Consider the following 24,120-nt stretch of genomic DNA (forward strand, 5'->3'; position numbering starts at 1 on the left):
TGTTTCACACGCCGCGCCGGAAACGCTAGGCTCACGTGGGTGAAGCCTGAACATCTGCCGCTGCTCAAGTCCGTCTCCGCCCCCGCCGTTCATCCCGACGGCACCCGCGCCGTCGTGTCGGTTACGCGTCCCGACTTCGACGCCGACGCGTACGTGGGCCAGCTGTGGAGCGTGCCGCAGGACCCCGATAAACGGCCGCGGCTCGTAACGCGCGGCTTCCGCGACACGGCCCCGGCGTTTTCACCGGACGGGCGCGTGCTGGCTTTCCTCCGGGCCGCTGCCGGCGGCAAGCCCCAGCTCCACGTGGTGGAAGCCGCCGGCGGAGAGCCCCAGGCCCTGACCGGCCGGGCCCTGGGGGTGTCCTCGTTCGCCTGGTCGCCCGATTCCCAGCGGATTGTTTTCAGTTCCAGGGAGCCGGAAGCCGGGCGTTACGGCACGGTGGACGGCGTCAGCTCCGGCGGCGAAGATGCCCGGCTCATCACGGACTACAAATACAGGATGAACGGCGTGGGCTACACCCGGGACAAGCCGCTTCAGCTTTTCACGCTGGATGTGCCGGACCTGGGCGCGGAGCCGGTGGTCCAGCCGGCGGGGCGTGCCCTCCGCGACAGGAATCAGCCCCCGGAGACCGGCGGCGGCGCAAAGGTGGCCGGACTTCCCGACGCCCGGCAGCTCACCACGGCGGCGACCGACCACACCGGCGAGTCCTTCAGCCGAGACGGCACCTCCGTGTACTTCGTCGCGGCCCTTCACGAAGCCGCCGACGAGGACCTGGTCAGCGGGATCTACCGCGTTCCGGCCGACGGCGGGGAGCCGGTTTGCGTCGACGCCACCAACGCCGGGCCGCAGACTGTCCAGGACGTCCGCGAATCGTCGGACGGAAAATGGCTGTTCTTCACGGCGCAGGACCTGGGCAGCACGGGCCAGGACTTTGTGGCGAAGAACACGGTCCTGCAGGTCATGCCCGCAGCAGGCGGCGAGGCACGGGCGCTAAGCGACGCGGAACACATGGACGTTGCGGCGCCGGGCGCCCGGATTGAACTCCGCGGAAGCGACGGCGCCCTGGTGGTCAACAACGCGCAAGGCACGGTTGAGCTGCTGGAGTTCAGCGCCACCGGCAGCCACGCCCTCCTGGTCCACGGTGACAGGGTTGTCACGGGAGCCACTGCGGCAGGAGGCTCGGTCTACGTCAGCGTCTCCGACTCGGCCACGGCCGGTGACGTCTGTGTCCTCGAGGGGGGCCAGCTTCGGCTGCTCACCGACTTTTCGTCAGCGCTCCGCACGGAGGCCGGAATCATCGAACCGCAAGAGCTGACGTTCCCCTCGGCCGACGGTTACCCGGTGCACGGGTGGGTGCTGATGCCCCTGGGCAAGGGCCCGCACCCCGTGCTCCTGAACATCCACGGCGGTCCGTTCTCCCAGTACACCGTCGCCTTGTTTGACGAAGCGCAGGTGTATGCCGAGGCAGGCTACGCGGTGGTGTTGTGCAACCCGCGCGGATCGGCAGGCTACGGCCAGGCGCACGGCCGGTCCATCAAGGAGCGGATGGGCACTGTTGACATGCAGGACGTGCTCGTCTTCCTCGACGGTGCCCTGAAGAAATTCTCCTCGCTCGATCATGGTGCCGTGGGGATCATGGGCGGCTCCTATGGCGGCTACCTCACAGCCTGGACCATCAGCCAGGACCACCGGTTCAAGGCCGCCATCGTGGAGCGCGGTTTCCTGGATCCCGTCAGCTTTACCGGCTCATCGGACATCGGATGGTTCTTCGGCGGCGAATATAACGGCCGCTCGGCAGAGCTGGTGGCGGCGCAAAGTCCCATGGCAGCGATTGCCGCCGTCAGGACACCCACCCTCGTCATCCACAGCGAGGACGATCTGCGCTGCCCGGTGGAACAGGGCCAGCGGTACTTCACCATGCTGAAGCAGCAGGGCGTGGAATCGGCGTTCCTTGTCTTTCCGGGGGAGGACCATGAACTCTCCCGGTCAGGCACGCCGCACCACCGCCGCCAGCGATTCGAGCACATCCTGGCGTGGTGGGCGCGATTCCTGCCAACGGCCGGGAATCCCGGCCCGACCGGTTAGCCTCACGCGTCCGGCTGGTCCGTCGCCTCTGGCTGGCCTGACGCACCCGGCGTGCCGGGTGCTTCCTGGCTGCCGAGTGGCTGTCCGGTCATGAAGCCGAGTTCCCGTCGGGCTGTGCCGATGCCCGGCTCCGCCCAGCGCGCGGCGTACTCGCTGTTGGTGCTCAGTGAGCGCAGTTCGGCGCGATCGAGATACAGCGTTCCCAGGAGATGGTCGGTCTCATGCTGGACGATTCGCGCCTGCCAGCCGGAAAAGTCCCGGCTGGCAGGCTGACCCTCCGGTGTCACAAAGTCGAGACGGACACGCTCCGGACGCTCCACCACCGCCTGCAGCCCCGAGACGGAGAGGCAGCCTTCGAAGAACGCGGCAGTCGTGTCTCCCAGCGGGGTGTAGGACGGATTGAGGATGGCGAGGAAGTCCAATGGAGAACGTCCGCGGGCTGCTGCCGTCTCTTCGTCTATTTCGAACTGGTCTTCCAGGACCGCCAGCTGCAGCGGAATACCCAGTTGCGGCGCGGCCAGCCCGACGCCGGGGGCTTCGTGCATGACCTTCCTCATCAGCGTTATCAGCTGGCTTAGTTCAGCCGCTTCTAGCTGGCCGTCGAAAAGGGCGGAACGCTGCCGCAGCACCGGATGGCCGGCCTGCACGATGGGCGGCAGCGTGTCCATGGCGAGCAATTCCTGCACGAGCTCCCGGATCTCGGCCGGGCTGAAGGACGTTGGCGGCGATGCGTGGCTCATGGGGACAGCCTAGTGGTGCGCGCACACGCGGCCGTGACGAAGTCAAGGATCCTGCCCCTCAGATCCCTGTCCGCGGCGACCTTCAGGATGCCTGTCCTAGCGCCCACTGCGACACGCAGCGGGATGACTGTGCCCACCTTGTCCTCGGCCACGGCATGCGGATCGCATCGGGCCGGGCGGATTCCCAGTTCAATCACCTGGGCGGGCCCGCCGGCCTCGACGGCCAAGTTCAGCGGCCACGGCCTGGCCGGGTCCTCAGCCAGAAGCGGCGTGCCGTCGATGCGCTCGATGACCAGCCGGCCGGCTCCGCTTCCGCCGCCCTGCTGTGCGGGTAAAGTGCTCGCCGACGGCCGGATGGACAGCCGCAGCACGGCCCGCCGGGCATCACCAGGCACGGTCAGCTCCGGCTCGAGAGCGATGTTGGCCACGGCGCCGGCATCCCTTGCCAGGCACTGTTCGGTGTTGTTCCGAACGAGGACACCAAACGGGTCCGTGGCAGGCAGGCTCTCCTGGGCACCGTTCGGCGTCAGCCGGACCGTGACGGAGGCAACTCCCTGGGCCTCCGTGCCGGGATTCCCGGGGCCGGGAGCCATGGGTCCGGTGGTCCCGGTGCCCGTCCCGCAGTTGGCGGCTGTCAGCTGCGCCGGCAGGCTCTTTGCCTGGCCGGGCGGAATCTGGGTTCCGTCCGGCGAAGCCCGCCAGGCTATCCCGGCGGCGAAGAGCGGGGTGGTGATGCTCGCGGCATGGACAGTAACTGTGTCTGCGCTGTTGTTAGTCAGCTGGATCTCGATGATCTGCTTCCCGTAGTTGTCCCGGAACTGGTTCACCATGGCCGTGACAGGTGGCGGGGACGTCGAACCAGCCGATGCATTAGGCGTCCGGGGCGCCTCAGCGGGCAGGGTGCAGGCTGCCGGGGCCAGCAACGCCGCGGCGGCGAGAACGACGGCGGGACCCATGTTCCGGCGTCGGGCGGTCCACAAGCGGGGACGCATGCTTGCAGTCTAGGCCGGGGCCCCCGCCGCCGCACGGGGACTGCTCTCCGCACAGGGACTGCCGCTCATTGCATGGTGAACCGTCTAGCCACGAACGCGTTGAGCGCAGGCACGGCCGCCACCCGGGCGATCGCAGTGTTTCGGGCCCGCAGCACGCCGCCCGGGAGCGGCCTGCCCAGCGCCATGTTCACCTCCGCCTGTCGCCTGGCTCCCGTGGCGGCCCGGCGGCGCGCGGCATCGAAGCGGCGAAGCGCAGCCCCGGTCGGCTGGCCGTGCAAGGCGGCAAGGATGACCGGCAGCAGGGACTCGGCGTCGAGCCAGCCAAGGTTCATGCCCTGCCCGCCGATGGGGCTGATTTCGTGGGCGGCGTCGCCGATGAGGGCCGTCCTGCCGGCCACCATGCTCGAGGCCAGCCGCGACCGGACGCCGAAGCTGCTGAGCATGCTGTTACGGGAGGCGTCCACCGCCACCCGAGTTCTGGCTGCGACGAGCCCGGCGAGTTCCGCGGCGTCCGGATGGACCGGCGGGCGGTTCAGCCTGACCACCCAGCGGCGCACTCCACCGGGCAGCGGAAAGGACTCAACAATGCCGTCCTCCTCGAGGAACAGGGCCGCATCGCTGCCATACCCGCTGGATTCGGGAAAATCGCCCATCAGGTAGTGGTCCGGATACCGCCGTTCACGGGCAGGCACTGACAGCAGCCGGCGCACCGTTGAATTGGCGCCATCCGCCCCGACCGCCAGGGCGGCGGACAGACTCGGCGGAACGCCCGCTCCGGTGACGGCCAGGGTGACCCGGGCGCCGTCGTCGTGCATGTCCGTCACCTCGGCCCCGCGAAGCAGCGCGCCGCCGTCCAGTTCGAGAAGCCGGCGCTCAAGGATTGACTCCGTCACCGGCTGGGGGACGGCGAGGACAAAAGGGTAGCGGTCGGAGACCGGGCCGAACGGCATGTGCGCGATCTCGCGGCCGGCACTGACGGCGCGGCCGCGGCGGATGGGGACGCCCCGGGCGACCAGCGAGGAGGCCACCCCGATGCGGTCCAGGGCAGCGAGCGCCGGGGGATGGATGCCGATGGCCCTCGTGTGCGCGTTTCGGCCGGTCCGCTTCTCCAGTATCCGGACTGTCACCCCGTGCTGAAGCAACAGCGCGCCCAGATACAGGCCCACCGGCCCGCCGCCCACGATCAGGACGTCGGTCATTCCGCGCCTTTGCGGTAGGTGAGGAGGCAATGGAAAGGGGAGTGGGGCTCCGCTGTCCAGCCGTGGGGGACGACGGCGGCGAGTTCGGGAACGGTGTAGCTGCGCCTGATCGAGGTCAGGCCGTCGCGGCGGATGTACGAGCCCGTGAGCGGCAGCGCGGCGGCCGCAAACAGGGCGTAGGCCGCCGCGCTGCGCCGGAGGTCATTGTGAAACGCAGCGCGCAGCGCCAGCGTGGACGAGTCGCGAAGGAACGACTGCAGTTCGTCCGCGTCGAGGTGGTGCAGCACATGGTTCGAAACCACGATGTCGTAGGCCGCGCCCTCCGCGACAAGCTCGGCGCTGGTGGCCTGGCGGAACTGCACGCCCGGCACCGGCTCGCGGCTCGCAGCAAAGCGGTAGGCCCGCTCGTCCGGATCGATGCCGGTGACGCGGAGTTCAATTCCGTCCCTGACGGCCCAACGGGCGAACAGCAGGGCAAGGTCGCCGCCGCCGCAGCCGATGTCCAAGAGGGTGGCCCGGCCGGTCGTGGAGAGGAGCGGCCGTACCCTGCTGCGATACAGACCATGCCAGCCGGACAGAGCGCGGTTGACCAGCGCAAACTGCCTGTAGGTGCGGTCAAGGCGGTCCGGATCGCAGTCCGGCCGGTCCATTTCCTCGACGGCGTGGGTGTCGCGCGCGCCCAGTATTCCCATGGCGGGTCAGGCGAGGGACGATTCGGCCTCACCGGCGAGCACCGGGATGTCCGGCAGGGGCTGCCGCACCTTCGTGAAAAGACCCGTCTCCACGGTCAGCCCGGGTCCGAAGGCCATTGAACAGATGCGCTCATCGCCATCACGCGGCGGGAGGACGAGGATGTGCTTGAGGACAAACAGCACCGTCGCGCTGCTCATGTTGCCGAAGTTCCGCAGCGTTTCGCGGGCCGGGACCAGCTGTTCGTCCGTGAGCTCCAGCCGGGACTGCACCTTGTCCAGAATGCTCCGGCCGCCGGGATGGATGGCCCAGTGTGTGATGTCCCGGTAGGGGAGTCCGCGCAGCGAGGCGTCGCGGGCGAGCAGCGGCTCAAGGGCACCGACGATGTGGTCGTCGATGATGTGCGGCACGTAGTTGCCGAGGACCATCTCAAATCCCTCGTCACCGATGTTCCAGGCCATCGAGTCTTCACCCACCGGGGTGAGGACGGTCTCAAAGTGGTCCAGCTGGAGCAGCGCCGTTGATTCGGGAACCTCGCGCGCCGTCACGACGGCGGCTGCGGCGCCGTCCGCAAACAGCGCCGACCCCATGATGGTGTCCGGATCGTTGGACGTCCGGACATGGAGCGAGCAGAGTTCGGCGCACACGACCAGGACGACGGCGTCCGGGTCCGCCTCGCAGAAGGACTTCGCAGCCCGGAGCGCCGGAAACGCGGCGTAGCAGCCCATGAAGCCCAGATGGTACCGCTGCACGGCCGGGTTGAGGCCCAGGGCGCGGACGATCTTATAGTCAGGGCCGGGATTGAAGAATCCGGTGCAGGAAACCGTGATGAGGTGAGTGATGTCAGCTGGATCGATGCCGGCACAGTTGGCGACGGCCGCGTGGGCCGCCTCGATGAAAAGCTTCGTGGCCTCGGCGGCGAAGAGGTCGTTGCGGGCCTTGGTGCTGGGGCTCCTGAGCAGGCCGGTGTCGGGGTCGAAAAATTGCGGATTGTCCGCCCGGGAATCGCGCGTCAGCTCCTGCACCGCCGTATACCGGGTGTCAATGGCGGCGGAGTCAAAGCATGTGGACACCAGCCGTGAGCCGAGCCGCGTCAGGCCGGGCTGGGCGGCAAAGACATCCCGGGCTTCCGTCTGGATCAGCAGTGTCGGCGGAACAGCAGTTTCGAGGGCTCGCACATAGACCGTCATTGGTTCATTCTTAGCGAGACCGCAGCTTAAGACAATGGATGGGTACGGACCGGATCATGCCGCTGACCAGCACGTTCAGCCCGGTGGAGAGAAGTACTACGCGCCGCTGAAGCGTGTTTCGTCCACTGTCAGCGGGACGCCGCCGGTGCTAGACAACTCCGGTATGACGTGGCACGATCTCGCATGTGACCAGCCCGAAGGCGGTCCCGGCGGTACCGCCTTCGATTACGGGCCAGGACCGTTTTAGCGGAGACCCGACGGCGACATCGGCATCGGGGGCGACCGGGCGTCCTGTTCGTCCCTAGGCCAGACAATTTCGACTACCCACGACCTCAGGAGTGACCATGACCGGCTCTTCCACTCAGGGAATCAAGACCGTGCTCCATCCCGTCTCCGACTTGGCGGCGGCCACAGCGGTGTACGCCGCCCTCCTCGGCGTGCCGCCGCAAACCGAGGGGCCCTACTATGTCGGCTTCGAGGCCGAGGGCCAGCACATCGGGCTGGTGCCGGGCGGGGGACCGCAGGGCATGACCTCACCGGTGGCCTACTGGCACGTGCCGGACATCGAAGCGAAGCTGGCCGAGGTGACCGCCGCGGGTGCCACCGTGAAGGAGCCCGCGCACGACGTCGGCGGCGGCCGCCTGGTAGCCACCGTCACCGACCCCGATGGCAACGTGCTCGGGCTGCTTCAGGACCAATAAGTCGGCCGGGCCCGGAGTCGCCGCGGGTCGAAGCGACTCCGGGCCGGACCTGCCGCCCGAAGCTGGTTAGATAGAGCCAGACGACGCCGACGGAGGCCGCCAAGGCGCCCTGCCTCAGAGATGGAGCCAAGATGAGCATTGTCACGAGGACGGACACGCAGCCGCCTGCGCTGCATGGTGCCGACAGCCACGATCTGATCCGTGTGCAGGGCGCGCGTGAGAACAACCTCAAGGACATCAGCGTCGAACTCCCGAAGCGCCGGCTCACGGTGTTCACCGGCGTCTCGGGCTCGGGCAAGAGCTCGCTGGTGTTCAGCACGATTGCCGCGGAATCGCAGCGGATGATCAACGAGACCTACAGCGCCTTCGTGCAGGGCTTCATGCCGACGCTGTCGCGGCCGGACGTCGACGTGCTCGACGGCCTGACGACGGCGATCATCGTCGACCAGGAGCGAATGGGGGCCAACCCCCGGTCCACCGTCGGCACCGCCACCGACGCCAACGCGATGCTGCGCATCCTCTTCAGCCGGCTCGGTCAGCCGCACATCGGCTCGCCCAACGCGTACTCGTTCAATGTCCCGTCGGTGAAGGCCAGCGGTGCCATCACCGTCGAGCGCGGCGAAGGCAAAACGAAGACCGAAAAGGCGACCTTCAACCGTCTCGGCGGCATGTGTCCGCGCTGTGAGGGCATGGGCTCGGTCAACGACTTCGACCTTTCCGCGCTGTACGACGACACCAAGTCGCTCAGTGAGGGTGCGCTCACGATCCCGGGCTACAGCATGGACGGATGGTACGGCCGCATCTTCAGCGGCTCCGGCTTCTTCGACATGGACAAGCCGATCAGCAAGTTCACCAAGAGGCAGCTGCACGATCTGCTCTACAAGGAACCGACGAAGATCAAGGTCGAGGGCATCAACCTGACCTATGAGGGGCTGATCCCCAAGATCCAGAAGTCGATCCTGTCCAAGGACGTCGATTCGCTGCAGCCGCACATCCGAGCGTTCGTGGACCGCACCATCACCTTCACGACCTGTCCCGAGTGCGGCGGGACCAGGCTCAGCAAGGGGGCCCTGTCCTCGAAGGTCAAGGGGAAGAACATCGCCGACGTCTGTTCCATGCAGATCAGCGACCTGGCCGACTGGGTCCGGGACCTGGACGAACCGTCGGTCGCCCCGCTGGTCGCCGGCCTGCAGCACCTCCTCGATTCGTTCGCCGAGATCGGCCTCGGCTACCTCTCGCTCGACCGGCCGGCGGGCACGTTGTCCGGGGGAGAGGCACAGCGCACCAAGATGATCCGCCACCTCGGTTCGTCACTCACCGACGTCACCTACGTCTTCGACGAGCCCACGATCGGCCTGCACCCCCATGACATCGCGCGCATGAACAACCTGCTGCTGCAGCTGCGCGACAAGGGCAACACCGTGCTCGTTGTGGAGCACAAGCCGGAGACGATCGCAATCGCGGACCACGTCGTCGACCTCGGACCCGGCGCCGGCACAGAGGGCGGGACCGTCTGCTTTGAGGGCACATTGGAGGGGCTGCGGGGGAGCGACACCATCACCGGCCGCCACCTCGATGACCGGGCGGCCCTCAAGGATTCGGTGCGTTCGTCCTCCGGCGCCCTGGAGGTCCGTGGCGCGTCGACGAATAACCTCCGGGACGTGGATGTCGACATCCCGCTCGGCGTGCTCTGCGTGGTCACGGGCGTCGCCGGCTCAGGCAAGAGCTCGCTGATCCACGGCTCAGTTGCAGGCCGTGACGGCGTGGTGGTTGTCGACCAAGGCGCGATCCGCGGGTCGCGCCGCAGCAACCCGGCGACCTACACCGGTCTGCTCGAGCCCATCCGCAAGGCGTTCGCGAAGGAAAATGGCGTGAAGCCGGCGCTTTTCAGCTCCAACTCCGAGGGCGCCTGCCCTGTCTGCAACGGCGCAGGCGTGATTTACACCGACCTGGGCGTCATGGCCACCGTCGAGTCCACCTGCGAGGAGTGCGACGGGAAGCGGTTCCAGGCCTCGGTGCTGGAGTACAGGCTGGGCGGCCTCAACATCGCCGAGGTGCTCGCGATGTCGGTGAACGAAGCCGAGGCGTTCTTCGGAGACGGTGAGGCGCGCACGCCAGCCGCACACAACATCCTCGACCGGCTCGCCGATGTCGGCCTGGGCTACCTCACACTCGGCCAGCCGCTCACCACGCTGTCCGGCGGCGAGCGGCAGCGGCTCAAGCTGGCCGCCCAGATGGCCGAGAAGGGTGATATTTACATCCTCGACGAGCCGACCACCGGCCTGCATCTCGCCGACGTCGCGCAGCTGCTCGGTTTGCTGGACCGGCTTGTCGACTCCGGCAAGTCCGTCATCGTCATCGAACATCACCAGGCGGTCATGGCGCACGCCGACTGGATCATCGACCTCGGCCCGGGCGCCGGCCACGACGGCGGCAAACTCATCTTCGAGGGCACACCCGCTGACCTGGTCGCCGCGCGTTCCACCCTCACCGGCGAGCACCTCGCGGCCTACGTCGGCACGTGACCGAGGTCCTGACTGTGGCTTGCCAATGTAGTTGGCGAAATTGACAAGGCAGATTTGCGGACAGGGCAGGGCCACGCGGAGGTGGGTCAGCTGAGTTGACAGCCATCTTGGCGAGAAGCGGGATTTACGGCGGCAATTCGGCCCCTCTCGCCGGGGTGAGGCCTAGCAGTTGAGTGCTTCGGCCACGATGACTGCCTCGAGGAACCGCGCGATTGGAGCTGGCGGCCGCTGGTCCCTGCAGGTCAGGAACGCGTCGGAGATAAGAGGAATCTGTCGGTGCGGTTGGTAAGGACGCCGATCACCACATCGACGAGTTCGTCGATGAGTTTCCATGTCTGGGCAGGGGCGCCGAGCCATGCCAGGTCCAGGCGAAGGTGGGTGTAGAGGCGGGCTTGTTCGGGACGGCGGTGCAAGGTGCTGATCTCGCGCTCGAGGGGCCAGTGTGTGCCGAGGTAGTCGGCGATGGTTTTGAGGATGCGGACCCGGGCGGGGTAGCGGTCGATGTCGGGGTGGCCGTGTGGTCGGTGGCCGAGCCAGAGGTGGTCCGTGAGTACGGGCGCGTGGCGGTCGATGGCGGCGATGATGGCGTCGTGGGCTCCAACCGGGACGAGACCGGTGGCCGCGATGCGGCGGAAACGTCGTTCAACAGTGCGCAGTTCGTAGTCGATGATCTGCCGCTGGTCGGTGGTGTGTTGGCCTATCCAGCGGTTGTGCTTGAGGCAGATCATGAAGCGGCGGTGGTCGTAGGTGTCGATGTGTTCGCCGCCGACACAGCGCGAGCAGGCGGCTCGCTTCTGCTGGCGGCTTGGGAAGGCGTCCTTCAGCCGCGGGGCAGGCTGGGCGGTGGCGCGGGCGTACTCGCGGTGGAAGTGTCCGACGTCGGGGCCGCCGAGCTCATTGATGACGTGGGCAAGCTCGTCAGGGCGGCCTGTGCGGAATCGGCGGTTCTGGATCAGGCGCCGGATGTAGTTGCCGTCGATGAGATTGGCTGCGCACAGCCGGGCGAGATAGGAGTCGGGGTTCTCGAACTGGTGGGGCCGGGGCCGCACGACCTGTGGGTGGAGTTGCCCGGGCACTGTCCCGGCACGGTTCATGCGGCCTTCCGCTTCTTGGGCTTCTGCGCGGCCACGAGCCGCCGGGATCCTGCGCCCATGTGCTCCTCAAGCAGTGTTTCAGGATCGGCGGGAGAGGACTTTTCTTCGAGCATGGTCAGCATTGCGAATCCGAGAATGCGGCGCAGTGCGCCGATGCGGCCTTCTGTGAGTGAATGGAGCGCGTCGGCGTACGGGCTGAGATCCGGAGGACCGTCGATGAGGTACATCTGCTTGGCAAAGGCGTCAACGAGCCGTGTCCATGACTGGCGGGAGGCCTCGGAGGCGTAGTCGAAAGGTGCGTGCCGGTGCGTTTCACCGCGGGCCATGAGCTGCTCTGCAGCGCGGCTGCCCAACTGCAGGTCGAGGTCGATGCCTGCCAGAACGGTCACGACGCCGGTGTTGTTGATGATGGCCTTCACTGTGTTGATGGCGTCGTCGCCGCGACGGCCATCGAGCTGGACTGCATGGAATTCGTCGACAATGAGCAGCGAGGTCCGGCGGAGGGCCATGACTTCGGCGGCCTGCCGGACCAGGACCTGGTGGGCGTCTCGCTGGCGGTGGGGCACGCCAAAGAAGTCCAGGATCGAGGTTGCGACCCCTTTGGGGGTAGCTCCGGGCAGCATCTCGATGGAGACCACGGGAACACGTCCGTCGTCGCGAAAGCCCGGGTGGCGCCGTTCGGTGCGGGCCTCGACTTCCTTGGCCAGCTGCAGCAGGGTGGTGGACTTTCCGACGTTGGCCGGTCCGGTAAGGACGCACACGCCTTGGCTGCCAACGGCGTCCATGTCGCGCATCGCGATGTAGCCTCGGACGCTGCGCAGCAGCTCTGTGGTCGCCTCGCTACGAAGCGTGAATCCCGAGCCGAACCACCGCACCCGGCTCTCATCGTAGGCAAGCTGCCCGGCGGTTGTGAGCGCTTCGTAGACGGCCCGGGTGAGCTTGCCGGGTTCTGCAACGACACGGTCGATTTGGCGTCGCATCCCGATAAGGGTGTTCTTCACTGCCGGCGTGATCTGGCCGGTCGAGGGTTCAGTCATTCCAAAACCTGTCGGTGGCGCGGACGACGGCGAAGTCGTCACGGGTGTGCTCGGAGGTCTCGGATGCGGCCGGTTCGGGGGCGCTGATCCGGGTGGGGCGTGGTTCGGTGTCCGCTTCCCGCCGTGCGAGGACCGCGTGTGCTTTCTCGGCCTTCTTCGTCTTCTTCCTGCGTCCTGCCCGAGCCGCGTCAGCGGTGCGGGCAAGTTGTTCAGCTGACCATTCGTCCGCGAGGGTGGCCTGCGCTTGGGGCGTGTTGCGCAGGAGCCGCAGTGCGGAGGCGAAGGGATAGATGTCGCGCCGGTAGGACTCAGAAACGCACTCCAGCCACTCGCCGCTTTCCGGGTGTTGGACCCAGACGCGGTCCGGATCGTAGGGGTCTTTGCGGATGACCCACTTTCCGTCTTTGGTGGGCGGGGTTAGTTTGCGGAGCCCCACCAGCTCGTCGTGCCAGTAGGTGAGGTTATCGATGTGAATGCCGTCATTCTGGATGGTGCGAGCATAAGGTCGCATGAGGCTGATGAAGGTGGCCTGGTCAATCGGCACCGGTATACCTGCTCCTGCGTCGAAGAGCGCGGAGTACATCTGGTTGGGACTGTAGCAGCGAGCCGGCAGGTCACGGTCGCGCAGCTCACTGTGTGGGGTCCTCTGGTAGACGCGCACCCACCATTCTTCGAAAGACTCGCGCAGTTCACGGATCGTGAGCAGGCTCGCATGATCGATCACCCGGCCCCGGTTAGAGACGCTGTTGCCCACATAACCGGGAAGCTTTTGCATCCAGGAAGTCTCAATCGTGCCCATCAGCCGTTCGATGTGGCCCTTGTAGGTGGGGGAGTGCGGAGGGGAGGGGATGACGCTGATCCCGAAGTGGCGGCATGCCGAGATGAAAGTCTCGGACAGGTAGTCCTTGCCGCGGTCGGTCGTGATCGTCTCCGGGACAATATATGGCACTGCGACAGCGCCGATCTGGCGTTCGTCGGCGGCCGCCATTGCAGCCGACGGGAGGTCCCGGGCCCGGTCCAGGCGCATGTCCTCAGGTGCATCCACCCTGGAGGCGCGCGGACGGAGCATCCGTCCGAGAAGATCTGCGTGCTCAACTCCAGATGCACCGGAGGGGACGATGTCGAAGGCCAGGATCGATCTGGTGGCTACGTCCATCGCCACCGTCAGGTGCACCCTGCCCGGGGTGCCGTCAGAGAGCAACGCCATGACATTGATCGGGGTGGAATCAATCTCAACGTACTGTCCCGGAGTTGTCGCCGCGACAGGCCTGGGTCCCCGGTCGTGTCGGTTGGCTTCACTTCTACGGGTGGTCGCCTTGCCCGTGGCCAGGCCCCGGCGGTCGTACGCTGCGAAGACCCGCCGCATCGTCCGGTCCGACGGAAGTACGACATCCTCACCTTGGTAGCGCTGCGCGAGGTGGACACGGGTCTTGTCGATCAGCGTGGAGACCGAGACAGTCGAGTCGTTCCTGGTTGCCGCGAGCACTGCGAGGACTGCCTCAAGAATCCGGTCCTCAACCCCCGGAGTCCCATTGCCCCCGGTGAGGGTCCGGCGGTCGATGAGTCCGTGGACACCATTCCTCTCATATTGCTGCTGTTTCCGCTGAAGGCTACGCACGGATGCCTTATAGCCGGCGGCAGATAGCTCGCTGACCTTCAGGGCTTCACGGCTTTGCTTGGAAGTGCCAGGTCCGTAGCCGGGACGGGGGACCGCGCCCGGTGCATCGGGGTCCGGGACACCGAACGTGACTTCGTTGAGGTGTTCGACCCACCAGCGGGCGGTTTCCAAGTCGGCCTTGCTGACCGTGGCGGTCAACGAAAGGTCCTCCGTGTGGTCAACGGGCTCAGGTCGGTCAGCCACGGTGATTTCGTCGGCAAGGGAGGCTACGTCCACCCATACGGTGTCGTTATCGGCAAGGCGGCGCAGCATCGCCGCCTGTGGCCGGGCCGCGACGACGAGGTATTCCTCGTCCTGCCACGTCAACAGGTCGCCCAGGTTCAGGCGCAGCATTGATTCTCCTCGGGTCGGGGAACTGTCGTCGCGACGGTGTCGAAGTCCAGACGCTCGGTCGGATCAACAGACAGCCGCCGGTGCCAGATCAAGTGCTTGATGAAAGGCATCGCCAATGCGGGAAACCGCCGGTTCACCATCTCCCGGCCCTCGCCGAGGGTTCGTCCGCCTGAGAAGACATTGCCGATCTGCTCGGACATCACAGGGTCGGGATGAGCGCGTGAATGCCGTGCGTTTCGCAGGAAGGCAAGATTGGCGGCCAGGATCCGATCCGGCTCGTGGAGGACCGCGTGACGCCAACCGGCCATCTCGCAAACACGCGCCGTCTCCTCGAACTGATCACGGACCGCCTCGGTCATCCGTCTGGCCGGCTTCACGTCATAGACCACTTGATCCCCGTTACGGAGAACAGCGAAGAAGTCCGGATCATGACGGACAACCTTCGAGCCATGCCGGAAAAGCACCCGGAACGGCTGGGCGAGGATCCGGTCGACCTCTCCGCATTGATCCAGCTCGACCAGGCAAGACGCCTCGAGGGAGCTCTCATACCAGATATGCCGGCCCGTGCGTTGCCAGAAGTAGACTCCATGCTGATTGGGGCGATTCTGCCACTGACTGCCGAGACGAACAGGTTCGCCTTCGACGATCGGCAGCTCAAGCAACTTCCGACCGGCATCCTGAGTCACAACGGATCCACGAAAGCGCCACTGGACCATGTCCAGTCCGGAACTCGTCCGCGGCAGCAATTTGGCGGCGGAAGGCGCTTTTACCATCACGTCAGCACCCGCCAGAAGCCAGAACGATGACGAAACATGCGTCCGACTATGTCAGATGCGACCGGCAATCACAGGATGACTCGCCAGATAGCTGACAAGATTCGCCACCTCGTCTGGCAATTCGCCAACTACAGTGGCAATCCACACTGACAGACACTCTGAGCCGGGTCTGCCTGAACCCCTCCCAATAATGCCGATAATCTACATTATGTAAAGTTGCACTCTGGCATCTCATCAGATGAATCAATTCGCGCCCATCCCCTGAGCTGACCGCGGCGGACTTCCCAAGCCCAGAATCATCGAGGTCGATTCACAAAGATTCGGGGCGGCCGCACAACAGTGAAGCCTGCGGCAGCAGTTTCTGTGTGACGTACGACCCTGCTGGCCGGACGGCGAGGCGCGCAGCCAACATGCAGAGGGTCGGGTCTCGCGCCAAAGGCCGGCTACGACCGGGACGAAGCGCCCATGGCAGTGTTCAAAGAGTCTGAGGCGGCATCAGTCCAATACGTTGAACTGACCCCGATCGCTCGGTCGGCGGATACATTGGCAGTCAGCTGAGGGGACCATCTCCCGGCGACACAGTTCGAAACAACGGCAGACAAGGGGACGAACATGGAAGCCGAATTCAACATCTTCACGGATTTCAACCAGTTCATAGTCTTCGACTCCACCGCGGACTTCGGAGATCTCTACGAGAAATGGACCGACGAAACCGTCGAGTCCATGTTCGTACAGGGCGACGGCTACATCGCCATCGGCACCATGCGCAACCTCTATGCACCCGTCCTCGTCCGATTTGAGAGTGACCGGCCCCTGCCAGGCGGCAGCGTGGGCAAAACCGCCTATGGAGTCCTGGACGTGCCGAGCGGGGTACTGGAGGTGTCCGGGTCAACCGATAACGGACTCAGCGGCGGAACACTGAACCTGCCTCCCGGCAAATACCGTGTTTTGGTGGAATACCTCAACCTCGGATCCATCGCTGACGACGGGATCGAGGGTGACGACAGCTACGTCATCACGCTTACGAAATCGGACGCGTGAGAGGTCGTACGACAAAGCACGTAGACCTACTCCCCTACTCCCGATCCTCGTCGAACCAACGGAGGAGGTTGTTGCCGCCGTAGGCGCGGCTCATCGTCTCCTGTAGTCCGTCGGCCTGTTGGGGGGCCAGATTACGCTCTGCGACGGCCGTCATGGCACCCAGGGCGCTTTCATCGTGATGCGCCGTGTTAGTGGACGCCTGGCGATGTTTGCCGATGCGATTCCGCGCGGGCAGCGTCCTGCATGAGCCGGGACGCCTCGACGGGATCTTCGAAGTTCATGATCTCGCGCCCTTTCGCTGGCCGGTCTTCGCTGCAGACTACGGGCGGCGCGCCAGAGCGCTCACTCCCCCGGCAGGTCAGGCGTTGATGCGCTTGATGATCCCGGCCACGAGGGCCACCAGTCCAAACACGGCCAAGGCGATGGTCAGAGCGCCCGCTTGCCGGAACGCGTGTCCTCCCGCGTAAGCAACCCCAGAGCGACGAGTTTCTTGAGTCGGTCCGCGAGGACATTCGAGGCGATGCCCTCGAGTGAGCCGGCGTGCAGCTCTCGGAAATAGCGCTTGTCTCCGAAAACGATGTCGCGGAGTACGATCTGGGTCCAGCGATCGCCGAACGCCTCGACCGCCGCGTTGATCGGGCACCCCGACCGAGGCTCACCCGCTTCGCCCTTGGTGCTTGCAATCTACTACCGCCAGCTAATACCGTCTCGACAAGCGGTTGCAAACCACAAGCGGAAGGCATTTCATGCTGAAGAAAGTCGCTGAGGGCGTTCTAGTTCACGAGAGCGAGTTCATCCAGAGTAATTCCGTTGTCGTGCAGGGCCGGGACGGTGTGTTGCTCATCGACCCCGGTATAACGGGCGACGAAATGGCGGCCCTCGCGAACGACCTTCGCGAGTTGGGCCAGCCCGTCGTGGCAGGCTTCTCGACGCATCCTGATTGGGACCACGTGCTCTGGCACGCGAACTTCGGCGACGCGCCCCGTTACGGTACAGCCCGCTGCGCGGCCTCTATCCAAGATCTGCTGTCAAACGCGGACTGGAAGGCCCGCATAGCCGTGGGGCTCCCGCCGGAGTACGCCGAGGAGATCCCGATGGATCTGCTCGGTCTCATTACCGGTCTGCCCGCCGAAGCTGCGCAGATTCCTTGGGATGGCCCCAAAGTCCGGATCATCGAGCATCAGGCCCATGCCCCAGGCCATGCGGCGCTGTTGATCGAGGAACGCGGCGTCCTCGTCGCCGGCGACATGCTCTCTGACATCCTGATGCCGTTCCTCGACCTAGAGGCCGCGAATCCGATCGAGGACTACCTCGCCGCGCTGCGGCTGCTCGAGAGCGTGGCCGACGACGTCGATGCCGTCATCCCCGGTCACGGCTCAGTCGGCGGAGCTGAGCAGCTACGAGCACGAATCCAACAGGATCGCGCGTACGTGCAGGACCTGCAAGACGGCGGTGTTCCCGACGACCCGCGGGTCGGTCCATCGGCCACGTTGGATTGGCTGCCCGACGTGCATAGATGGCAACTCCAGCGGCTCGCCCAAAGAGAGCAGAACGAGACGCCCGAATAGCGGTCGCATACCGGGCACTGCGGGCATCTTTGCGCTTATTTCTTGATCTCGTAGCGCAGAAGTACCACGCCGTTTTCGAACGGGGTGGCCTCGACCAGCTTCAGGTCTTGCAATCCTCGAAAATGCGTGTTCCCTTGCCGCGTGACGCCGGACAGACCAGCATTCGGACTTCGTCGACGACGCCGGCGTCCAGCAGGGAATGCATGAGTTTCAAACTCCCCCACAGCCAGATGTCCTTGCCGCCCTGCTCCTTGAGCTCCCGGATGGTGGCGGCCGGGTCGCGCGTCACCGTCGCGGCGGGAAAGTCGCCCCAAGGGGCGTCATCCAGCTTCGACGAGGCGACGAACTTGGTGAGGTTGTTTAGCTTCTCGCCGTACTCGCCCTGCTCCTCGGCGTACGGCCAGTAGCCCTTGGACTGGGCGTAGGTATTCGCGCCGAGAATCATCGTTTCGACCGAGTCGATGAGGCCCATCACGCTTGCCTTGAAGGCCTTGAGGGCTCCCCTGACACGAAGCTGAGCCCGCCGTCCTCCTCCGCGGCGATGTTGTCGACGGTAACCCACTGCTGGACTATGAGTTTTCGCATGGCGCCAACTGTAGCCCCGCTGGCACGCGGTCAACGAGCCCCATCTCGCAGCGCTGGTCCGGGCCGGCGCGTTGTTCGTCAACGGGTCTGGCACTCGCGTCACCGGCTTCGATGTGCCACCTCCGACACTGCTGGAGACCCTTGCCTCCATCGAGAAGCACGGCACTGAGCAGTCATTAGTTCGAAAACGGAATAATCATCGTTACTAGTAGAACCCGGCGAATCGCATCCTTTGCTATGCGCGTGAGCACGCAACAGGCCGCGGCTTAGGGGATGCCGCGGGCGCGACCCCGGCCCGAGGGCGCCGCTACGCCTGGCTGATGTCGATGCCCGTGATCGGCGCGCCCGCGCGCTCGTATGCGAGCGAGATCGCGCCTTTCGAGAACGCCTGCGGCGGCTGCGCTAATCGGAACGCCGCTGGCACGCCGGTGCCGTCGGCGAACAGCCGCTTGCCCGATCCGAAGGTGAGCGGGTACAGGAAGAGGTTCAGCCGGTCGACGAGATCGGCCTCGAGCAGCGACCGTGCAAGGTCGCCGCTGCCGATGACGTGGATGTCGTCAAAACGGTCCTTCAGCGCGGCCACCTCCGCGACATCCGACAGCGCCGTGGTGCCCTCCCATGCCGGGTCGGTCAGGGAGCGCGACACGACGAACTTCGGCAGGGCGTTGAACGTCACCGCGATCGGGTCGTCGTCGCCCCGGGAGGGCCAGAACGCCGCGAAGATGTCGTAGGTCTTGCGTCCCAGCAGCAGTGCGTCCATGCGGTTGATGCCGGCGACGATCGCCTCGCCGGTCTCGTCGTCGGAATACGCCCCCTGCCAGCCGCCGAACTCGAAGCCGCCCTCGCGGTCCTCGTCGGGGCCGCCCGGCGCCTGGTACACGCCGTCGAGGGTGATGAACAGGTCGACGGAGAGGATTCCCATGGTGTGCTCCTTCACGTGGGCGGCGACCGGATGCCGCCTACCCGTGCGTCGATCGGGATGGCCCAGAATCGACATCACTGCGTGCCACACTAGCGACGAGCGCACGGCAGGTCCAGAGATGGATACGGGCGGAGACGCTGTGCTGCGCCGGGATCGCTCATCGGGAACTCATCGCCGACGCACAGCGACAGCGCAGCGCACGCAAGCGCGTTTTACGCCGTTTTGGTCGCTGTTCAGCCGCGCAGAGCGCACCGTAACTTCGGTGCCTGACTACCGTCACTTTGGCGCAGTTTACTGAACGGCTCCCAAAGGATGGCTGTCAGGGCTCCGATCCTGGAGTGGAAGCTGGCGCAGTCTCAAACCATGCCCTGCCGTGCCGGTACCGGAACGCCGATCCGGTATAGGCGACCGGTTGGAGGTCGATGATGTCCAGCACCCCTGCCGCAGGACGTTATGGCTTGTCCCAGCCCGGGCCGAAAGCCTCCGGATCGACTTCGTGGGCAGGGTGAACGTCAGGGAAGTCGGCGTCAACACTGCCGGGGTGCTTCCGGACAGGAATCCCGGCGAAAGTGTGCCCGGCAAAGCCGTAGAGCAGCAGACGACTGGCATCCGGGTCTGCCGGCTCGGGCAGGCATGAGCCCGCATCCCACAACCAGGGTTCCTCAGCCAGCGCAGTGAACTCCCCCGCCGTGAGCTCATTGATCCGGTCAATGCCATGCAGGGGACAGTAATCTGATGCGGGAATGCCTTGGTCCCCCACGACCTCATCTTCGGCGTCCGGGAAGGACCGGTGGAACTCCGCCAAGCAGTTGCAGCCGGGTGCTTCAGCGGCGTCCATCGGCAGCTGCCCCGCATCGTTTCTGGCGTATGGCCACCACGACACCACGCCGGGGCCGGTGGGTATCTCCCAGACCAAGCTCCGTCCTACCCGGCCCATCGCGAACCCTCGCCACCCCTGCCTGACCGCTTCTGCAACCGCCATGATGCTCGCCGCGGTTCCCGCCGCTGCAAAAAAGCTCGACGACGACTCCTCCCCCAATTCCTCATATGTTCGGCCAAGCTCCGCGGGCAGCATCCCGAAGGCCAGTGCCCAACCGCCGCACGCTGCAGCCAGAAACAGCAGCAGCCTCAGCAGGCCACGGCGAAACGCCCGGTTTCCTGACCGAACGGCGTTAGGGCCCACTGCCGTCGTGCGTCCCGTGAGGGAAGCCTGTGCGAGGCGCCAGACCGCCCGCAACTGATGCCACGACCGAGCAGCCGCAATGACGGCCCACAGGGCGGAGACGGCAGCGCCAAGCCACCAAACGGCCGCTGACGCATAGCCGTCCAGAGTGTGCGGCATGGCAGCTGCCGACAACACGAGTGGCGCAGCCACTAGTGCATGTCTCCCCAGCAGGCATCCGAACACAGAAAACACCACGGCGAGGAGTATGCTCGCAAGCCCGAACATGTCGATGACACGATAGGCACCGGCCCAGGCAGGATCGTCAAGGCTTTCCCACCCGCGATCCGCGATGAAAGCCCCGGCCGTCGTCAGCACTCCGATCAGCCACGCGAAAGTACCTTCCCGGCGGACACGGGCCCTCCTCGGGAGTGCTGCCCACGCCTCAACGCTAGGTCGGACGATGGTGCCGGTCAGTGCCACCTGCCCCTCCTCATCAAGTGATACACGAAGACGATCATGCCACGCCCGAGCGGTCTGGAGTCTCCACGCGTCCGTCGCTGAAATCATTCCCCGCCGTGGTCGCCGTGGTGGAACACGCCGGCTCCGCAGAATCCGTAGCGGGCCAGTGCTGCGTCTGTGGGCGAGTCGGCCTTGAGGCGCACGCACCCGCGATCCGCGCAAGTTTTCCAAGGCAGCTGGTCGTCTTCGCGGGAAGCAGCCGAAGCTCTCCACCGCTGGCCAGGCCCGTCTCAATTCCTTGCGGGACGGGATGGTGACGCCCGGGGATCTGACCCTGCAGGCAGTAGTCGTTCGTTTATGGAACGGACGCTCGAACGCAGTCCCCTGAAACGAGTACACACTACTCGTGTGCGCTCAGATGAAGTCGGGTTGAATGTCGGCACGCCGTGCATTTGAGCTCTCGTGGGGGGCCACAGGGGTCGGCGTGTTCATGTCCGTGTTCGCCGCCCGTGCGCTGGGGCCTGGTCGGGGCATTCGAAGTAGAAGGTGCGCCATGTCGGTTGGGATTGCATACGCGCGTGAGGGGTCGATCGACTGGGGCGGGGTCCCCGGCTCCCGGGGCGGGGGCAAACATTGGCTAGGGTTCATCGTGCGTCTGGTCGTCCTTGCCCTGCTCGCCGTCGCGTCGGTTGTGTTGACGCCCGACAGCCGCGGGAGTCGCCGGAGGCCGCGAGTCGGCGGCGGCAGGGCCGGTGCCTGCAGCCCAGGCCTTAGGCCTTCCCCAGTCTGGGGTTCCGGGGGTGTCCGGCCTCTCATCGGCGGGCAGCGAGCGGGCCCTCGACGCCTACGGGAAGCTGCCGCTGGCCTTCGTCCCGAACGCTGGCCAGACCGACCAGAGCGTGCGCTACTACGCGCAGGGCTCAGGCTTTAGCTTCTTCTTCACCGAGAGCAAAGCCGTCCACCTTTGCCAAGGGCGAACGCGGCCAAGCGCTCGAGCTTCACTTCCTCGGCTCCAGCGCGAGCGCGACTCTCGAGGCGGGCGACAGCGGGCCCGGGACGGTGAACTACCTGACGGCGGGCGCGAGCCACACGAACCTGCCCACCTACCAGCAGCTCACCTACCGCGAGCTGTGGCCGGGCATCGACATGGTCTTCGCCGGCCGGGACGGAAGTCTCAAGTACGAGTTCCACCTGGCGCCCGGCGCCGATCCCTCCGATATCCGCCTTGGGTACGCCGGCGCCGACGGCCTGTCCGTGAGCCGCGACGGGGCGCTGCTCGTCGACACGCCACTGGGCGCATTGACGGACTCCTCCCCCACCAGCTACCAACTCATCGACGGCAAGCCTGTCCCAGTCGCGAGCCGCTACGCGCTCGAGGGCCACTCCTACGGCTTCGCGCTCGGCCACTACGACCGAAGCCATGCGCTGGTGATCGACCCCAGCCTCGCATACTCGACCTTCCTCGGCGGGACGTCGAGCGAACAGGCCTTTGGCATCGCCGTCGACCCCTCGGGCAGCGCCTACGTGACCGGGTTCACCAGCTCCACGAACTTCCCCACCACGGCCGGCGCCTTCGACACCACCCTCGGTGGATTTGGCGGCGACGCGTTCGTGACCAAGCTCTCGCCCACGGGGTCGAGCCTGGTCTACTCGACCTACCTCGGGGGGAGCGGCACGGACGCCGAAGGCCTCGGCGTCGCCGTCGACGCCTCGGGCAGCGTCTAGGTGACGGGCCAGACGACCTCGACCGACTTCCCGACCACGCCCGGCGCCTTCGACACCACCTTCAATGGCGGCTTCGATGACGCCTTCGTCACCAAACTATCGCCCACCGGATCGAGCCTCCTTTACTCGACCTACCTCGGGGGGAGCGGCACGAGCCAAGGCAACGGCATCGCCGTCGACGCCGCGGGCAGCGCCTACGTGACGGGCCAGACGGGCGCGGGCGGATTCCCCACCACGCCCGGCGCCTTCGACACCACCCTCGACTTCATCGATGCCTTCGTCACCAAACTCTCGCCCACCGGATCGAGCCTCCTCTACTCGACCTACCTCGGGGGGAGCGGCCCGGACCTCGGCTTCGGCGTCGCCGTCGACGCCTCGGGCAGCGCCTACGTGACGGGCCGGGCGGGCTCGACTAACTTCCCGACCACGGCCGGCGCCTTCGACACCACCCTCGACGGCGCCGCCGACGCCTTCGTCACCACACTCTCGCCCACCGGCTCGGCCCTCGTCGACTCGACCTACCTCGGGGGGAGCGATATAGAGAACGGCCGTGGCATCGCCGTCGACGCCTCGGGCAGCGCCTACGTGACCGGGGCCACCGGCTCCGCGGGCTTCCCCACCACCGCGGGCGCGTTCGACACGACCTTTAACGGCGGCTTCGATGCCTTCACGGCGCCCCGGCCACCCTCACGCTCGCGCCCGCGGCCGACACCAACGACGTCGCCACCCAGCACTGCGTGACGGCGACGGTCAAGGACGCGGCGGGCAACCCGACGCCGGGCATCACCGTGCGCTTCACGGTCACCGGGTCGGTCAACACGAGCGGCTCGGACACCACCGACGCGAACGGCGAAGCGACCTTCTGCTACCAGGGCCCCGAACTCCCCGGAGCCGACGCGATCAGCGCCTTCGCCGACACCGACAACGACACCACCCAGGATCCGGGTGAGCCCGTCGCCGCGGCGTCCAAGGTCTGGACGCTGCCGGTCACCACGCCGCTCTGCCAGGTCAAGGTCGAGAACGGTGGCACGATCATCGCCAAGAACGGCGACAAGGCGTCGTTCGGCGGGAACGCCCAGTCGAACGCGGCCGGCAACGTCAAGGGCCAGCAGCAGTACCAGGACCACGGGCCCGCCCAGGCCCAGAAGGTGAAGTCGATCCATATCCTGGCGTTGACCTGCAACCCACAGCGCACCCAGGCGACGATCTTCGGCCGTGCCACGATCAATGGCCAGGGCTCGCACCTGTTCCGGATAGACGTCCAAGACCTCGGCGAACCTGGCCTGGGGATCGACACCTACCGGATCCTGCTCGACACCGGCTACGACTCAGGCTCACACACCCTCAGGAGCGGCAACATCCAGATCCGCTAGCCCGGACCGTTCGCGAAGCAGCCGCGCCCCCGACCTCCGGGGCGCGGCTGCCCGCCCAGCGGGCGGGACAGGAGGAGCGCCAAGTGGCCTCATCGATTGTCGCCCTCTCGGCGTTCGGCTGCAGCGATACTGCGAAGCGGTATTCCTTCAACTCACCGGAGGCCGTCTCTCCACGATCGACACAATCGAGGCCCATCCCCCGTTTCCCAGCCGAACGGCGTTCGGTCAATCCCTCGTCTACG

At 66.1% G+C, this 24,120-nt stretch carries 21 protein-coding genes; 8 read left to right on the top strand and 13 right to left on the bottom strand.

The window, feature by feature from the left end; translation table 11 throughout:
• Positions 1 to 39 precede the first annotated feature (39 nt).
• Positions 40 to 2,085 (top strand): S9 family peptidase, encoded by a 2,046-nt coding sequence (locus tag J7I89_RS01995; protein ID WP_214966802.1) that lies wholly within the window; start codon positions 40 to 42, stop codon positions 2,083 to 2,085.
• Positions 2,086 to 2,087: 2 nt separating this feature from the next.
• Here the strand turns inward: J7I89_RS01995 and J7I89_RS02000 are convergent, their stop codons facing one another.
• The 5 genes from J7I89_RS02000 to J7I89_RS02020 form a co-directional block, all read right to left on the bottom strand.
• On the bottom strand, positions 2,088 to 2,825 hold the full coding sequence (locus J7I89_RS02000) for a peptide deformylase (RefSeq protein WP_214966804.1): 738 nt from the start codon (positions 2,823 to 2,825) through the stop codon (positions 2,088 to 2,090).
• Positions 2,822 to 3,817 (bottom strand): hypothetical protein, encoded by a 996-nt coding sequence (locus J7I89_RS02005; RefSeq protein WP_251044778.1) that lies wholly within the window; start codon positions 3,815 to 3,817, stop codon positions 2,822 to 2,824. The genes J7I89_RS02000 and J7I89_RS02005 overlap by 4 nt, the downstream gene beginning before the upstream one ends.
• Before the next feature lie 65 nt (positions 3,818 to 3,882).
• The gene (locus J7I89_RS02010; RefSeq protein WP_214966806.1) at positions 3,883 to 5,016 is read right to left on the bottom strand and encodes an NAD(P)/FAD-dependent oxidoreductase; all 1,134 of its coding nucleotides are present in this window, start codon (positions 5,014 to 5,016) and stop codon (positions 3,883 to 3,885) included.
• Positions 5,013 to 5,708 (bottom strand): class I SAM-dependent methyltransferase, encoded by a 696-nt coding sequence (locus J7I89_RS02015; RefSeq protein ID WP_214966808.1) that lies wholly within the window; start codon positions 5,706 to 5,708, stop codon positions 5,013 to 5,015. Before J7I89_RS02015 ends, J7I89_RS02010 begins: the two co-directional genes overlap by 4 nt.
• A gap of 6 nt (positions 5,709 to 5,714) precedes the next feature.
• Positions 5,715 to 6,896: a type III polyketide synthase gene (locus J7I89_RS02020; protein ID WP_214966810.1), complete on the bottom strand. Its 1,182-nt coding sequence runs from the start codon at positions 6,894 to 6,896 to the stop codon at positions 5,715 to 5,717.
• Positions 6,897 to 7,240: 344 nt separating this feature from the next.
• On the opposite strand from J7I89_RS02020, the gene J7I89_RS02025 reads away from it, so the two are divergent.
• Both J7I89_RS02025 and J7I89_RS02030 read left to right on the top strand, forming a co-directional pair.
• Positions 7,241 to 7,597 carry a VOC family protein gene (locus tag J7I89_RS02025; RefSeq protein ID WP_214966812.1) on the top strand — a complete coding sequence of 119 codons (357 nt, stop codon included), beginning with the start codon at positions 7,241 to 7,243 and terminating at the stop codon, positions 7,595 to 7,597.
• 131 nt (positions 7,598 to 7,728) lie between these two features.
• Positions 7,729 to 10,122 carry an excinuclease ABC subunit UvrA gene (locus J7I89_RS02030; RefSeq protein WP_214966813.1) on the top strand — a complete coding sequence of 798 codons (2,394 nt, stop codon included), beginning with the start codon at positions 7,729 to 7,731 and terminating at the stop codon, positions 10,120 to 10,122.
• A 242-nt stretch (positions 10,123 to 10,364) separates the two neighbouring features.
• Here the strand turns inward: J7I89_RS02030 and J7I89_RS02035 are convergent, their stop codons facing one another.
• The 4 genes from J7I89_RS02035 to J7I89_RS02050 are packed head-to-tail and all read right to left on the bottom strand — an operon-like array spanning position 10,365 to position 14,950.
• The gene (locus J7I89_RS02035) at positions 10,365 to 11,216 is read right to left on the bottom strand and encodes a hypothetical protein (RefSeq protein ID WP_214966815.1); all 852 of its coding nucleotides are present in this window, start codon (positions 11,214 to 11,216) and stop codon (positions 10,365 to 10,367) included.
• Complete coding sequence (locus J7I89_RS02040) at positions 11,213 to 12,253, bottom strand: AAA family ATPase (RefSeq protein ID WP_214966817.1); 1,041 nt, start codon at positions 12,251 to 12,253, stop codon at positions 11,213 to 11,215. Before J7I89_RS02040 ends, J7I89_RS02035 begins: the two co-directional genes overlap by 4 nt.
• A complete protein-coding gene (locus tag J7I89_RS02045; RefSeq protein WP_214966819.1) occupies positions 12,246 to 14,264 on the bottom strand; it encodes a Mu transposase C-terminal domain-containing protein in 2,019 nt (672 codons plus the stop codon). The genes J7I89_RS02040 and J7I89_RS02045 overlap by 8 nt, the downstream gene beginning before the upstream one ends.
• Positions 14,252 to 14,950: a TnsA-like heteromeric transposase endonuclease subunit gene (locus J7I89_RS02050; protein ID WP_214966821.1), complete on the bottom strand. Its 699-nt coding sequence runs from the start codon at positions 14,948 to 14,950 to the stop codon at positions 14,252 to 14,254. The genes J7I89_RS02045 and J7I89_RS02050 overlap by 13 nt, the downstream gene beginning before the upstream one ends.
• Positions 14,951 to 15,652: 702 nt before the next feature.
• Between J7I89_RS02050 and J7I89_RS02055 the strand changes: the two genes are divergently transcribed.
• A complete protein-coding gene (locus J7I89_RS02055) occupies positions 15,653 to 16,081 on the top strand; it encodes a competence protein ComJ (protein ID WP_214966823.1) in 429 nt (142 codons plus the stop codon).
• A gap of 426 nt (positions 16,082 to 16,507) precedes the next feature.
• On the opposite strand, the gene J7I89_RS24930 is transcribed toward J7I89_RS02055, so the two are convergent.
• Positions 16,508 to 16,765 carry a helix-turn-helix domain-containing protein gene (locus J7I89_RS24930; RefSeq protein WP_214966965.1) on the bottom strand — a complete coding sequence of 86 codons (258 nt, stop codon included), beginning with the start codon at positions 16,763 to 16,765 and terminating at the stop codon, positions 16,508 to 16,510.
• Between the two features lie 62 nt (positions 16,766 to 16,827).
• On the opposite strand from J7I89_RS24930, the gene J7I89_RS02065 reads away from it, so the two are divergent.
• Positions 16,828 to 17,649, top strand: a complete 822-nt coding sequence (locus J7I89_RS02065) for an MBL fold metallo-hydrolase (RefSeq protein ID WP_214966825.1) — start codon at positions 16,828 to 16,830, stop codon at positions 17,647 to 17,649.
• A gap of 100 nt (positions 17,650 to 17,749) precedes the next feature.
• Here J7I89_RS02065 and J7I89_RS02070 read toward each other — a convergent pair whose 3' ends face one another.
• The 3 genes from J7I89_RS02070 to J7I89_RS02080 all read right to left on the bottom strand — a co-directional run bounded on the left by J7I89_RS02070 (position 17,750) and on the right by J7I89_RS02080 (position 20,801).
• Complete coding sequence (locus J7I89_RS02070) at positions 17,750 to 18,121, bottom strand: dihydrofolate reductase family protein (protein WP_251044779.1); 372 nt, start codon at positions 18,119 to 18,121, stop codon at positions 17,750 to 17,752.
• Between the two features lie 420 nt (positions 18,122 to 18,541).
• Positions 18,542 to 19,156, bottom strand: coding sequence for a dihydrofolate reductase family protein (locus J7I89_RS02075; protein WP_214966827.1), 615 nt, complete (start codon positions 19,154 to 19,156; stop codon positions 18,542 to 18,544).
• A 451-nt stretch (positions 19,157 to 19,607) separates the two neighbouring features.
• The gene (locus J7I89_RS02080) at positions 19,608 to 20,801 is read right to left on the bottom strand and encodes a hypothetical protein (protein ID WP_214966829.1); all 1,194 of its coding nucleotides are present in this window, start codon (positions 20,799 to 20,801) and stop codon (positions 19,608 to 19,610) included.
• A gap of 1,038 nt (positions 20,802 to 21,839) precedes the next feature.
• On the opposite strand from J7I89_RS02080, the gene J7I89_RS02085 reads away from it, so the two are divergent.
• From J7I89_RS02085 to J7I89_RS25720, 3 genes are read left to right on the top strand one after another with little or no spacing between them, the layout of a single operon-like run.
• Positions 21,840 to 22,505 carry an SBBP repeat-containing protein gene (locus J7I89_RS02085; protein ID WP_214966831.1) on the top strand — a complete coding sequence of 222 codons (666 nt, stop codon included), beginning with the start codon at positions 21,840 to 21,842 and terminating at the stop codon, positions 22,503 to 22,505.
• Positions 22,506 to 23,246, top strand: coding sequence for an SBBP repeat-containing protein (locus J7I89_RS02090; RefSeq protein WP_214966833.1), 741 nt, complete (start codon positions 22,506 to 22,508; stop codon positions 23,244 to 23,246).
• Positions 23,243 to 23,878 (top strand): Ig-like domain-containing protein, encoded by a 636-nt coding sequence (locus J7I89_RS25720; protein WP_214966835.1) that lies wholly within the window; start codon positions 23,243 to 23,245, stop codon positions 23,876 to 23,878. The genes J7I89_RS02090 and J7I89_RS25720 overlap by 4 nt, the downstream gene beginning before the upstream one ends.
• The last annotated feature ends 242 nt before the right edge of the window (positions 23,879 to 24,120 follow it).

The sequence above is a fragment of the Arthrobacter sp. ISL-5 genome, from assembly GCF_018613835.1.
Classification (GTDB): domain Bacteria; phylum Actinomycetota; class Actinomycetes; order Actinomycetales; family Micrococcaceae; genus Arthrobacter.

Excerpts from the sequence above, each read along its gene's own strand:
- J7I89_RS02075 (WP_214966827.1), bottom strand. The coding sequence starts at position 19,156 with ATGGGAATCCTCTCCGTCGACCTGTTCATCACCCTCGACGGCGTGTAC.
- J7I89_RS02015 (WP_214966808.1), bottom strand. The coding sequence starts at position 5,708 with ATGGGAATACTGGGCGCGCGCGACACCCACGCCGTCGAGGAAATGGAC.
- J7I89_RS02035 (WP_214966815.1), bottom strand. The coding sequence starts at position 11,216 with ATGAACCGTGCCGGGACAGTGCCCGGGCAACTCCACCCACAGGTCGTG.
- J7I89_RS02040 (WP_214966817.1), bottom strand. The coding sequence starts at position 12,253 with ATGACTGAACCCTCGACCGGCCAGATCACGCCGGCAGTGAAGAACACC.
- J7I89_RS02070 (WP_251044779.1), bottom strand. The coding sequence starts at position 18,121 with ATGGGCCTCATCGACTCGGTCGAAACGATGATTCTCGGCGCGAATACC.
- J7I89_RS02055 (WP_214966823.1), top strand. The coding sequence starts at position 15,653 with ATGGAAGCCGAATTCAACATCTTCACGGATTTCAACCAGTTCATAGTC.
- J7I89_RS02030 (WP_214966813.1), top strand. The coding sequence starts at position 7,729 with ATGAGCATTGTCACGAGGACGGACACGCAGCCGCCTGCGCTGCATGGT.
- J7I89_RS02025 (WP_214966812.1), top strand. The coding sequence starts at position 7,241 with ATGACCGGCTCTTCCACTCAGGGAATCAAGACCGTGCTCCATCCCGTC.
- J7I89_RS02010 (WP_214966806.1), bottom strand. The coding sequence starts at position 5,016 with ATGACCGACGTCCTGATCGTGGGCGGCGGGCCGGTGGGCCTGTATCTG.
- J7I89_RS02020 (WP_214966810.1), bottom strand. The coding sequence starts at position 6,896 with ATGACGGTCTATGTGCGAGCCCTCGAAACTGCTGTTCCGCCGACACTG.
- J7I89_RS02065 (WP_214966825.1), top strand. The coding sequence starts at position 16,828 with ATGCTGAAGAAAGTCGCTGAGGGCGTTCTAGTTCACGAGAGCGAGTTC.
- J7I89_RS02005 (WP_251044778.1), bottom strand. The coding sequence starts at position 3,817 with ATGCGTCCCCGCTTGTGGACCGCCCGACGCCGGAACATGGGTCCCGCC.
- J7I89_RS02045 (WP_214966819.1), bottom strand. The coding sequence starts at position 14,264 with ATGCTGCGCCTGAACCTGGGCGACCTGTTGACGTGGCAGGACGAGGAA.
- J7I89_RS02000 (WP_214966804.1), bottom strand. The coding sequence starts at position 2,825 with ATGAGCCACGCATCGCCGCCAACGTCCTTCAGCCCGGCCGAGATCCGG.